The 12,455-nt window shown below is 67.0% G+C and carries 9 protein-coding genes; 4 read left to right on the forward strand and 5 right to left on the reverse strand.

The features are described from left to right. Positions 1-402: 402 nt before the first annotated feature. Positions 403-2,079, forward strand: coding sequence for an L-lactate permease (locus tag DN412_RS26815; protein ID WP_115214355.1), 1,677 nt, complete (start codon positions 403-405; stop codon positions 2,077-2,079). Positions 2,080-2,244: 165 nt separating this feature from the next. After that, complete coding sequence (locus DN412_RS26820; protein ID WP_078197191.1) at positions 2,245-4,074, forward strand: ABC transporter ATP-binding protein; 1,830 nt, start codon at positions 2,245-2,247, stop codon at positions 4,072-4,074. A gap of 13 nt (positions 4,075-4,087) precedes the next feature. Here DN412_RS26820 and DN412_RS26825 read toward each other — a convergent pair whose 3' ends face one another. The 5 genes from DN412_RS26825 to DN412_RS26845 all read right to left on the reverse strand — a co-directional run bounded on the left by DN412_RS26825 (position 4,088) and on the right by DN412_RS26845 (position 10,742). Continuing rightward, positions 4,088-4,621 carry a chromate transporter gene (locus DN412_RS26825; RefSeq protein ID WP_078197192.1) on the reverse strand — a complete coding sequence of 178 codons (534 nt, stop codon included), beginning with the start codon at positions 4,619-4,621 and terminating at the stop codon, positions 4,088-4,090. After that, on the reverse strand, positions 4,618-5,190 hold the full coding sequence (locus tag DN412_RS26830) for a chromate transporter (protein ID WP_115214356.1): 573 nt from the start codon (positions 5,188-5,190) through the stop codon (positions 4,618-4,620). Before DN412_RS26830 ends, DN412_RS26825 begins: the two co-directional genes overlap by 4 nt. Positions 5,191-5,437: 247 nt before the next feature. Beyond that, on the reverse strand, positions 5,438-7,777 hold the full coding sequence (parC, locus tag DN412_RS26835; RefSeq protein ID WP_115214357.1) for a DNA topoisomerase IV subunit A: 2,340 nt from the start codon (positions 7,775-7,777) through the stop codon (positions 5,438-5,440). Positions 7,778-7,849: 72 nt separating this feature from the next. After that, a complete protein-coding gene (locus tag DN412_RS26840) occupies positions 7,850-8,647 on the reverse strand; it encodes a lytic transglycosylase domain-containing protein (RefSeq protein WP_115214358.1) in 798 nt (265 codons plus the stop codon). 103 nt (positions 8,648-8,750) lie between these two features. Next, complete coding sequence (locus tag DN412_RS26845) at positions 8,751-10,742, reverse strand: DNA topoisomerase IV subunit B (RefSeq protein WP_115214359.1); 1,992 nt, start codon at positions 10,740-10,742, stop codon at positions 8,751-8,753. Positions 10,743-11,090: 348 nt separating this feature from the next. On the opposite strand from DN412_RS26845, the gene DN412_RS26850 reads away from it, so the two are divergent. Together DN412_RS26850 and DN412_RS43515 are read left to right on the forward strand one after the other, a co-directional pair. Then, positions 11,091-12,302, forward strand: a complete 1,212-nt coding sequence (locus tag DN412_RS26850) for an MFS transporter (RefSeq protein ID WP_115214360.1) — start codon at positions 11,091-11,093, stop codon at positions 12,300-12,302. Further along, positions 12,299-12,442, forward strand: coding sequence for a hypothetical protein (locus DN412_RS43515; protein ID WP_161564049.1), 144 nt, complete (start codon positions 12,299-12,301; stop codon positions 12,440-12,442). Before DN412_RS26850 ends, DN412_RS43515 begins: the two co-directional genes overlap by 4 nt. Positions 12,443-12,455 lie beyond the last annotated feature (13 nt).

Raw genomic sequence — 12,455 nt, forward strand, 5'->3', positions numbered from 1 at the left:
AAATGGTTGGCGCGGGCGTTCTGCCCCGCGCGCTGCCTGCCAGTATGGCTTGACAGCGGCGCTCGCGCCAGCCGGCACCAGATGGCCACATCGGCCGGTCATGCTGCATCGCAACCGGTGCGCATACTTTTGCAACAGGCGCCGTTTAGAGTACTCTGGACAGTGTGGCGGCAAGGCCCCACGTGCGCTGTCATGCCCCCCCCGGGGCAAACCCTGATCCCTGAATGTGGCTCATGGCAGGCATGACGCGATGTACGGCAGCCACGAAGGAACCCGTTCTTAAAATCCCTGTTCTTTGCCGATGCGCGGCGGCAGCCGCACGCCGGTGCAAAGCGCCTGCGGGATGTCCAGGGCACGCAGATCGCCCGGGCACCTGAGCCAAACCAGAGGAGGATTTCCATCGTGTGGAGTCAAGTCTATGACCCGCTAAGCAATATGGCGCTGTCCACTATTGCCGCGGGGATACCCGTCGCCGTGCTGCTGGTCGCACTGGCGTTCTTTCATATGCAGGCGCATCTTGCCGCCGGCCTGGCGCTGGTGGTAGGCATCGTGGTGGCTTCCACGGTGTTTGGCATGCCGTCGGCCATGGCCGGCAAGGCAGCCGGGCTGGGCATCATTTCCGGCCTGTTCCCGATCGGCTGGATCGTTCTCAACATCATCTTCCTGCACCGGCTCACAACCCTGAACGGATCCTTCAAGGTCCTGCAGACCTCCATTTCCGGCGTCACCGAAGACCGCCGCCTGCAACTGCTGCTGGTGGCCTTCAGCTTTGGCGCTTTCTTTGAAGGCGCCGCCGGCTTCGGTACCCCCGTGGCCGTGACCGGCGCCATCCTGATCGGCCTGGGCTTCTCGCCGCTGGCGGCTTCCGGCCTGGCCCTGATCGCCAACACCGCGCCGGTGGCATTCGGCGCGCTGGGCGCCCCGATCATCGGCCTGTCGTCGGTGACCGGCATCGACCAGGTCACGCTGTCCGCCATGATCGGCCGCCAGCTTCCGTTCTTCTCGGTGCTGGTGCCGTTCTGGCTGATCTGGGCCTTCGCGGGCTTGCGCGGCATGCTCGCGATCTGGCCGGCGATCCTGGTGGCCGGCGTGACGTTCGCCGTCCCGCAGTTCCTGGTATCGAACTTCCACGGCCCATGGCTAGTCGACGTGATCTCGTCGCTGGTCTCGATGGGCTGCCTGACCCTGTTCCTGAAGGTCTGGCATCCGAAGGAAATCTGGACCTCGACCAAGATCCTCGGCCGCCACGACGAGTCCAAGGTCGACCACCCCGAAGCGCTGGAAGCCGACGCCCGCGCCACCGCCGCTTCGGCCGGGATCTCGGTGGTGAAGGCCTGGATGCCGTGGGTCATCCTGACCGTGTTCGTCTTCGTGTGGGGCATCCCCGAGTTCAAGAAGATGATGGACGCCCTGTGGCAGTTCAAATTCCCGGTGCCGGGCCTGGACAAGGCGATCATCAAGCATCCGCCGGTCACGCCCAAGGAAATCGCCGAACCGGCCGTGTTCCTGTTCAACGTGCTGTCGATGGCCGGCACCGGCATCCTGGTGTCCGCCTTGGTGGGCGGACTGCTGATGGGCTACTCGATCCCGCGCATGCTCAGGGAATACTGGGAAACCATCAAGCTGACCAAGTTCTCGCTGCTGACCATCAGCGCCATGTTCGGCATCGGCTACCTGACGCGCTATTCGGGACTGGATGCGACGCTGGGCCTGGCCTTTGCCCAGACCGGCGTGCTCTACCCCCTGTTCGGCACCATGCTGGGCTGGCTGGGCGTGGCACTGACCGGCTCGGACACCGCCTCGAACGTGCTGTTCGGCGGCCTGCAGAAGACCACGGCCGAGCAGCTTGGGCTGTCGCCGGTGCTAATGTCGGCGGCCAACAGCTCGGGCGGCGTGATGGGCAAGATGATCGACGCCCAGTCGATCGTGGTGGCCTCCACGGCGACCAAGTGGTACGGCCACGAGGGCGACATCCTGCGCTATGTGTTCTTCCACTCGATCGCACTGGCGATCCTGGTCGGCATCTTCGTCACGCTGCAGGCCTACGTGCCGCCGTTCACGCATATGGTGATCCACTGAACCTGCCCCTTCGGCAATTTCCACACCGCGGTTCAGACAAAGCCCCGCCACTGGCGGGGCTTTTCCGTTCTGCAAGGCGCGTATCATGGTGCGTCTGATCCGCCGCACGCGCGCCCTGCCTCCCACAAAGACGCCAGGGCATGCCGGGCACAACGGGAACCTGCCATGTTGCGTCGCCTGGAAAGACTGATCGACCCCTTCCGGGGCATGCCCGACCATGAGCCGCCCGGCCAGGTCTGGCGCTTCTACATCTGGTACCTGCGCGAAGTCTGGGGCGTGTTCGCCCTGCTGTTGCTGGTGGGCCTGGTCGGCGCGCTGATCGAGGTGGCGCTGTTCAGCTTCCTCGGCCGGCTGGTCGACATGGCGCAGACCACGCCCGGCGCGGAATTCTTCAGCCGGCACCGCAATGAGCTGCTGTGGATGGTGGTGGTGGCGGTGCTGCTGCGACCCATCTTCTTCGGCCTGCACGATGTGCTGGTGCACCAGGTCATCAACCCCAGCCTGGCCAACCTGATCCGCTGGCAGAACCACCGCTACGTGCTCAAGCAGAGCCTGTCGTTCTTCCAGAACGACTTTGCCGGGCGCATCGCGCAGCGCATCATGCAGACCGGCTTCTCGTTGCGCGATTCCGCCGTGCAGGCGGTGGATGCGCTCTGGCATGTGGTGATCTACGCGGTCAGCTCGCTGGTGCTGTTCGCCCAGGCCGACTGGCGGCTGATGATCCCGCTGCTGCTGTGGATCGTCTGCTACGTGGCCGCCCTGCTCCATTTCGTGCCGCGCGTGAAGCAGCGTTCGGTGGTGGCCACGGAAGCGCGCTCGCGGCTGATGGGTCGCATCGTCGACGGCTACACCAATATCACCACGCTCAAGCTGTTCGCGCACACCCGGCACGAGGAAGACTATGCGCGCGACGCCATGGCCGAGCAGACCGAAAAGACGCGCATGGCCGGGCGCATGGTCAGCGGCATGGACATCACCATCACCGCCATGAACGGCGCGCTGATCGCCGGCACCACCGGGCTGGCGCTGTGGCTGTGGAGCGAGGGGCATGTCACCACCGGCGCGATCGCGCTCACCACCGGGCTGGTGATCCGCATCAACAATATGTCCGGCTGGATCATGTGGGTGGTCAACGGCATCTTCGAGAACGTCGGGCAGGTGCAGGACGGCATGAAGACCATTGCCGTGCCGCGCAAGGTGACCGACCGCCCCGGCGCGCAACCGCTGCGCGTCACGCAGGGCGAAGTCCGCTTCGAGCAGGTGGGCTTCCACTACGGCAAGGGCTCCGGCGTCATCGAAGGCGTGAACCTGACCGTGCGGCCCGGCGAGAAGATCGGGCTGGTGGGCCCGTCCGGCGCCGGCAAGTCGACGCTGGTCAACCTGCTGCTGCGCCTCTATGACGTTGAAAGCGGCCGCATCCTGATCGACGGCCAGGACATCGGCGCGGTCACGCAGGAGAGCCTGCGCGCGCAGATCGGCATGGTCACGCAAGACACTTCGCTGCTGCACCGCTCGATCCGCGAGAACCTGCTCTACGGCAAGCCCTCCAGCACCGAGGCCGAACTGGCGCAAGCGCTGCACGGCGCCCGCGCCGATGAATTCACCCCGCACCTGGTCGACGCCCACGGCAACACCGGGCTGGAGGCGCAGGTCGGCGAACGTGGCGTGAAGCTGTCAGGCGGACAGCGCCAGCGCATTGCCATCGCGCGCGTGCTGCTCAAGAACGCGCCGGTCCTGATCCTGGACGAAGCCACCTCGGCGCTGGATTCGGAAGTGGAAGCGGCAATCCAGGAAAGCCTGGAAACCCTGATGCAGGGCAAGACCGTGATCGCCATCGCGCACCGGCTGTCGACGATCGCGCGCATGGACCGGCTGGTGGTGCTGGACAACGGGCATATCGTGGAAAGCGGCACGCACGCGCAATTGCTGGCGCAGGGCGGACTGTACGCGCGGCTGTGGGCGCACCAGACCGGGGGATTCGTGGGGGTGGACTAATCCGCCTGCAGGGCTAGATGAATCCGAGCAGGCCGGCCGCGCCGCCGATCGCCACCAGCACCAGTGGATGCAACCGCGTCTTCAGCATCAGCAGCACCGTCAGCGCGGTCAGGGCCATGGCGGGCCAGTGATGATGATCCACGCTGCGGGCCAGCACCCAGCCCGAGGCAAACACCAGGCCAATCGTCAGTGCCGCCAGCCCGCGCCGGATCAGTCCGGGCCAGCGCGCGTGCGGCGCGCGTCCCGAGAAATACTCAAAGCCGAGCGCGATCAGGCTGGATGGGCCGCACATGCCCAGCATGGCCACGAGCGACCCGGCAAAGCCCGCCGCCTGCCAGCCGAACAGCGAGACAAAGAGGACGTTGGGACCCGGCGCGGCCTGCGAGATCGCGTACATGGCGGAGAATTGCGCATCGGTCAGCCAGCCGTTGGCTTCGACCAGGTAGCGATGCATGTCAGGCAGCGTCGAACTGGCACCGCCGATGGCCAGCAGTGACAGCGCGCTGAAATGGGCCAGCAGGCTGGCGAGGATTTCACCCGTGCTCATGGCTGCCTGTCCCGGTCCGTGCGCCATTCCCACAGCAACGCCAGTGGCACCAGCACCGCCATCACCGGCAACAGCGGCCAGCGCAGCAGCCCGATGGTGACGAAGGCAGCGCCGCCGGTCAGCAACGCGCGTGCCGACCATGACAGGCTGCGTGCCAGCCGGACGCCGGTTGCCAGCATCAGCCCGGCCGATACGGCGGTCATGCCCGTCAGCATGCGCTGCACGGCGGCAACGTCCTGGTAGTGCTGGTATAGCAGCAACAGGCCCAGCACCAGCGCCATCGGCACCATGACCAGCCCCGAGAACGCCGCCAGTGCGCCCCGGAACCCGGCAAAGCGCAGCCCCAACATTACCGCCAGGTTGATGACATTGGGGCCGGGCAGCACCTGCCCCAGGCTCAGCAGTTCGACAAAGTCGCGGTCGTCCAGCCAGCGGTTGCGCTCGACCACCGCGCGCCGCACGAAGGGCAGCACGCCGCCGAAGCCGGACAGGCCCATGCGGGCGAACTCGATGAAGAGCTGGCGGGGACCGGGCGCTGGGGCGAGATCGGAAAGTGGGAGGACGGACATGCAGGACGAGGCGAGCGCTACTTGGTTTTTGTTGATTCTGGCCGGCTACATTTCCCGTATGCGGGGAACCGCAGGCGTGGCACCTGCCAATTGCTTGCTCCCTCTCCCGCTTGCGGGAGAGGGTTGGGGAGAGGGCCGGTGTATCCACGAAGTACTGCCAGTGGTATGCCAGCGCCTGCCCTCTCCCCCGGCCCCTCTCCCGCAAGCGGGAGAGGGGAGCAAACCGGCAGCGAACTCAGTTGCCGGATCAGTTGCCAGCCGGCGGCTCCACGCGTACCGGATCGATGCGCGGTTCCTTGAGCTTAGCCTCGATCGCCTTGCCCTTGCGCGCGCGCTTGCCCACGTAGGCCTGCAAGGCCACGCCTGCCAGCTTCTGCGAGGTCGGCTTGCCACCGCGCCCTGCGCCCGACAGCATCAGTCCCGGCGCGCCGACGCCCACGGCCTGCAGCAGCTTCTCCTTGGGCTCCAGCTCCATCAGGATCACGCCGCGGCCACCGGCCGACAGCACCTTGACCTCATCCAGCGCCACCAGCAACAGGCGGCCGTTGCCGGAAAGGCAGGCCGCATGGGTAGCTTCGTCGCCCAGCGGCGCCGGCGCCAGCGAGGTGTCGCCGTCATCGAGCGTCAGGAACGACTTGCCGCCCTTCTGCCGGCTGATCATGTCGCCCACCCTGGTCTGGAAGCCATTGCCGCCCGCGGTGGCGATCAGCATGCGCTGCTCGGCGGCGCCGGCAAAGGTGTGCGCGACCTGGCTACCGGACTGCAGCTCGATCAGCGTGGTGATGGGCACCCCGTCGCCACGCCCGCCAGGCAGGCTGGCGACCGGCACGGAATAGACCCGGCCGTTGGTGCCGAAGGCCAGCAGCACATCGACCGTGCGGCATTCGAAGGTGCCATAGAGCGCGTCGCCGGCCTTGAAGGTGAACTGCTGCGCATCGTGGGCATGGCCCTGGCGCGTGCGCACCCAGCCCTTCTGCGACATCACCACCGTCACCGGCTCGTCGACCACGCGCACTTCGGCGGCGGCACGGCGTTCTTCCTGGATCAGCGTGCGGCGCGGGTCCTTGTCTTCCGGGCTGTACTGCTTGGCGTCGGTCTCGATCTCCTTGATGATGCGACGGCGCATCATGGTCTCGGACTTGAGCAGCACGTCCAATTCGGCCTGCTCGTCGCGCAGCGCCTTGAGCTCCTTCTCGATCCTGATCGATTCGAGGCGGGCCAGCTGGCGCAGGCGGATTTCCAGGATGTCCTCGGCCTGGCGGTCGCTCAGGCCGAAGGCCTCGATCAGTGCCGGCTTGGGCTCGTCGCTCTCGCGGATGATGCGAATCACCTCGTCGATATTGAGCAGCACCAGCATCCGGCCTTCGAGGATATGGATGCGGTCCTCGACCTTGGCCAGGCGGTGGCGCGTGCGGCGCGTGACGGTGTCGAAGCGGAACGCGATCCACTCGGACAGGATCTCGCGCAGGCCCTTCTGGCGCGGGCGCCCGTCGGTGCCGATCATCACCAGGTTGATCGGCGCACCCGACTCCAGGCTGGTATGCGCCAGCAGCGTCTGGACAAATTCCTGCTGGGCGATGTTCTTGCTCTTGGGCTCGAACACCAGGCGCACCGGCGCGTCCTTGCCGGATTCATCGCGCACCGCGTCCAGCACCGCCAGCATGCTGGCCTTCAGTTGCTGCTGGTCCTGCGTCAACGCCTTCTTGCCGGTCTTGATCTTGGGGTTGGTGATTTCCTCGATCTCTTCCAGCACCTTCTGCGCCGACGTGTTCGGCGGCAGCTCGGTCACCACCAGCTGCCACTGGCCGCGCGCCATCTCCTCGATGGTCCAGCGCGCGCGCACCTTCAGGCTGCCGCGGCCGCCCTCGTAGATCTGGGCGATATCGGACGCCGGCGAGATGATCTGGCCGCCGCCCGGATAGTCCGGCCCCGGCATCAACGCCAGCAACTCGGCCAGCGTGATGTTCGGGTTGCGGATCATCGCCACCGTGGCCGCAGCGACTTCACGCAGGTTATGCGGCGGGATCTCGGTCGCCATGCCCACCGCGATGCCCGAGGCGCCGTTGAGCAGCACGAACGGCAGCCGCGCCGGCAGCAGCCTGGGCTCCTGCATCGAGCCGTCGTAGTTGGGGGCGAAATCGACCGTGCCTTCGTCGATCTCGTCGAGCAGCAGCCGCGAGATCGGCGTCAGGCGCGCTTCGGTGTAGCGCATCGCCGCGGCGCCATCGCCGTCGCGCGAGCCGAAGTTGCCCTGGCCGTCGATCAGCGGATAGCGCAGCGAGAAGTCCTGCGCCAGGCGCACCAGCGCGTCATAGGCGGACTGGTCGCCGTGCGGGTGGAACTTGCCCAGCACGTCGCCGACCACGCGCGCGGACTTGACCGGCTTGGCGTCGGCGCGCAGGCCCATCTCGTGCATCGCGAACAGGATGCGCCGCTGCACCGGCTTCTGGCCGTCGGCCACCTCGGGCAGCGCGCGGCCCTTGACCACGCTGACGGCATAGTCCAGGTAGGCGCGCTCGGCGTAGCGCGCCAGCGTCAGCGAATCGGCCGGCTCTTCAGGTTGAAACGTGATGTCTTGTTGTTCCATGGATAGGCAAGAATTCGGCGCGCCACGATGAACTGCCGGCGCGCCGGGTTGCTTGTTGTTCGGTTGTGCCGGTCAGGGCATGGGACGGCGCCCGCTGATGACCATCTTCACGCGCGGGCCGTCAGCGCTGGCGCTGGCGCGCGTCAGCACCGCGCCCTGCTGCGGCTGGTACAGCCGGTAGAACTGCAGCACGGTGCTGACATACTGCTGCGTCTCCGGGTAAGGCGGAATGCGGTTGTTGTAGCGCTGCACCGCGCCCTCGCCGGCGTTATAGGCAGCCAGCACCAGCTCGAGGTTGTTCGGGAACAGCTGCATCAGCCAGCTCAGGTAGCGCACGCCCGCGGTGATATTGGTGCGCGGATCGGCCAGCTTCTGCTCGACGGTGCGGCGCGCATCGGCGCTCACGCCAAAGCGCGCGCCGGTGTCGGGGATCACCTGCATCAGGCCGATCGCGCCCTTGGGCGACACCGCCGCCGGGTTGAAGCCCGACTCCACCGCCATCACCGCCTTGACCAGCGCCGGGTCCACGTCCTGCTTGCCGGCGATCTGGTGGATCAGTGGCTCGACCGTCTTGATGTTGGGATGGTTGACGACGTAGCGGTACAGCTTGTGCTGTTCCAGGTCGATGTCAGCGCCGGCGGCGGCCTGCGCCTGCCGCGCGGCCAGGCGCGCGGTATCCAGCTTGCCGCCGTCCCGCATGAACAGCTTGTAGCGCGCGTCGAGCTTCTGGTCGGCAAAGTGCGCCACGCCGTCGGCATCGATATAGCCCCACAGCTCGGCATGCGCCGCCGGCACGAAGGCGAGCCCGGCCAGCGCCACGACGGCTGCCGCCGCCTTGCGCCATGGTTTGCCGGGGTTTCTCGTCGTCATCGTGCGTTCCAGATTGCTGTCCGTTGGCGGCCGTCGGGAATGGCGGCCAGGCAGACTGGGGATTATCTACCCAATCCCTGGCTGCCGCTTCCTCCCGTATCGCTCAGATATCGGCTTCGACCTCGTTGCCCTTCTCTTCCAGCCAGCTGCGGCGTTGCGCGGCCTCGCCCTTGCCCATCAGCATGTTCATCATCTCGACGGTCTGCGGCAGGTCGTATTCGCCCAGCGATACGGGCAGCAAGCGCCGCGTATCGGGGTTCATGGTGGTTTCCCAGAGCTGTTCGGCGCTCATTTCGCCCAGGCCCTTGAAACGCGAGATCTGCCACGAGCCATCCTTGACGCCATCCTTGAGCAGCTTGTCCTGGATGGCCACGAGTTCGCCCTCGTCCAGCGCGTACAGCTTCTGCGCCGGCTTCTTGCCGCGCGCGGGCGCGTCGACGCGGAACAGTGGCGGACGCGCCACACAGACGTTGCCGGTATCGATCAGCTTGGGGAAGTGGCGGAAGAACAGCGTCAGCAGCAGCACCTGGATATGCGCGCCGTCCACGTCCGCATCGGACAGGATGCAGATCTTGCCATAACGCAGGTTGGACAGGTCGGGCTCGTCGTTGGCGCCATGCGGGTCCACGCCGATGGCCACGGCGATATCGTGCACTTCGTTGTTGGCAAAGAGGCGGTCGCGCTCGGTTTCCCAGGTATTGAGCACCTTGCCGCGCAGCGGCAGGATGGCCTGGAATTCCTTGTCGCGGCCCATCTTGGCCGAACCGCCGGCCGAGTCGCCCTCGACCAGGAACAGTTCATTGCGGGTCACGTCGGTGGACTCGCAGTCGGTCAGCTTGCCGGGCAGCACGGCCACGCCGGAGCCCTTCTTCTTCTCGACCTTCTGCGCCGCGCGCGTGCGCGCCTGGGCCTGGCGGATCACCAGCTCGGCCAGCTTCTTGCCGTACTCGACATGGTGGTTCAGCCACAGCTCCAGCGCCGGGCGGCTGAAGGTGGACACCAGCCGCACCGCGTCGCGGCTGTTCAGGCGCTCCTTGATCTGCCCCTGGAACTGCGGGTCCAGCACCTTGGCCGACAGCACGAACGAGGCGCGCGCGAACACGTCTTCGCTCATCAGCTTGACGCCCTTGGGCTGCAGCGCGTGCATCTCGATAAAGCTCTTCACCGCCTGGAACAGCCCTTCGCGCAAGCCGGACTCATGCGTGCCGCCGGCCGGCGTGGGAATCAGGTTGACGTAGGACTCGCGCACCGGCGCGCCGTCTTCGGTCCAGGCCACCACCCAGGAGGCGCCTTCGCCCTCGGCAAAGCCTTCCTCGCCGGGATTGGCGTCGGGGTCGGCGAAGTGCTCGCCCTCGAACATCGGGATCACCAGTTCCGCGCCGCTGCCCTGGGCCAGGGCCTCGACCAGGTAGCCCTTCAGGCCCTGGTCGTACTGCCAGGTCTGGCGCTCGCCGGTTTTCTCGGTCACCAGCGTGACCTTGACGCCCGGCAGCAGCACCGCCTTGCTGCGCAGCAGGCGCTGCAGCTCGGCCAGCGGGATCGCGGCCGAATCGAAATACTTGGCATCCGGCCACACCTGCACGCGGGTGCCGCTCTTCTTCTCGCCACGCTCGATCTTGCGCGAGGCCAGCGGCACGGTCACGTCGCCGCCGGAGAAGGTCAGCGTCGAGCACATGGCGTCGCGCCATACGGTCACGTCCAGCTGCGTCGACAAGGCATTGGTCACCGACACGCCCACGCCGTGCAGGCCGCCCGAGAAGGCATAGGCGCCGCCCTTGCCCTTGTCGAACTTGCCGCCGGCATGCAGCCGGGTAAAGACGATCTCGACCACCGGCACGCCTTCTTCCGGATGGATGCCCACCGGGATGCCGCGGCCGTCGTCCTCCACGCTGAGGCTGCCGTCGCGATGCAGGGTCACCAGGATCTCGGAGCCATGGCCGCCGAGGGCCTCGTCCGAGGCGTTGTCGATCACCTCCTGCACGATATGCAGGGGGTTGTCGGTCCGGGTGTACATGCCGGGACGCTGCTTGACCGGCTCCAGGCCCTTCAGGACCCGGATGGAAGATTCGCTGTACTGACTGGTTTTGCTCGCCATGGAGTCGCTACGAAAGTGATGGTCCCGGCTGCCGCGAGGCGCACAACTGTGCACGCGCCGGGGCACCGGGCACTGCATTGTAATGGAAGCGGGCGACGGCAATCCCGCCAAAAAGGCGCCCGCCCCGCCAGCCCGCGCCGGCACCGGTTTGCCGGGCCGCCGCCACTTTTTGCCGGGGTGCCGGCAAGGTGGGCGCCGGCGTACGCGTTTTCCCGAGCCGGAGTAAACTCGCCACCACCCGGCCCCGGCAAGCCTGATTGCCGTCCCGGCACGGACAACAACAACAAGCACACACAATCCCTGTCGGCGCCGCCTTACCCGGCGGGCTGCCGCACACCGAGCCAAGACATGCAGAACCGACAACTCTCCCTGACCACCGTCCTCGTGTGCGGCGGACTGCTCGTGACGCTTTCGATGGGCATCCGGCACGGCTTCGGCCTGTTCAACCTGCCGATCACCCAGGCCCACGGCTGGAACCGCGAGACCTTCGCCTTCGCGCTGGCGCTGCAGAACCTGATGTGGGGCGCCAGCCAGCCCTTTGCCGGGGCGCTGGCCGACAAGTTCGGCGCGCTGCGCATCATGCTGATCGGCGTGGCCCTGTACGTGGCCGGGCTGGTGGTGATGGCGCTGGCCACCAGCGGCACCGCCTTCGCCACCGGCGCCGGCGTGATGATCGGCATTGCCCAGTCCGGCACCACCTACAGCATCGTCTACGGCGTGATCGGCCGCGTGGCCAGCCCCGAGAAGCGGGTCTGGGCCATGGGCATCGCCGCCGCGGCCGGGTCGTTCGGCCAGTTCCTGATGATCCCGGTGGAACAGGGCCTGATCTCCGGCCTGGGCTGGCAGAACGCGCTGTACGTGATGGCGCTGATGGCCTGCGTGATGCTGCCGCTGACGCTGACGCTGCGCGAGCCGCGCGAGGCGGCCCACACCGGCGGCCACCACCAGACCATCGGCCAGGCCATCCATGAAGCCTTCGGCAACCGCAACTTCCAGCTGCTGACGCTGGGCTACTTCGTGTGCGGCTTCCAGGTGGTCTTTATCGGCGTGCACCTGGCACCGTACCTGAAGGACCAGGGCCTGACCGACCCGAAGGTCGCCGTCGTGGCGCTGGCGCTGATCGGGCTGTTCAATGTGTTCGGCACCTATACCGCGGGAGCGCTGGGCCAGCGCCTGCCCAAGCGCTACCTGCTGTCCGCGATCTACCTGACGCGCTCGGTGGTGATCGCCGGCTACCTGCTGCTGCCGCTGACGGTGGCGAGCACCTGGGTGTTCGCCGCGCTGATGGGCTTCCTGTGGCTGTCGACCGTGCCGCTGACCAACGGCATCATCGCCCAGGTGTTCGGCGTGAAGTACCTGTCGATGCTGTCCGGCGTGGTGTTCTTCTCGCACCAGATCGGCAGCTTCCTGGGCGCCTGGCTGGGCGGCTACCTCTATGACCGCACCGGCGGCTACAACACGGTGTGGCTGATCTCGATCGCGCTGGGCGTGCTGGCCGCGCTGGTGAACCTGCCGATCCGCGAACAGGCGCTGGTGCGCGCGCAGCCGGCGGCGGCATGATGGCCGCAGCCCGCGTCCGCGTGGCGAAGGCAGCCGGGCTGGCAGTGCTGGCCGGGCTGCTGGCGCTTGGGTTCGTGGGTTACCTGCGGCCGGGATTCATCGTCGACCTGACCAATATGGTACTGGCGTGGTGCGGGTAAGACGCACCCCTGG

This window comes from Cupriavidus lacunae (genome assembly GCF_003353055.1).
Taxonomy (GTDB): Bacteria; Pseudomonadota; Gammaproteobacteria; order Burkholderiales; family Burkholderiaceae; genus Cupriavidus; species Cupriavidus lacunae.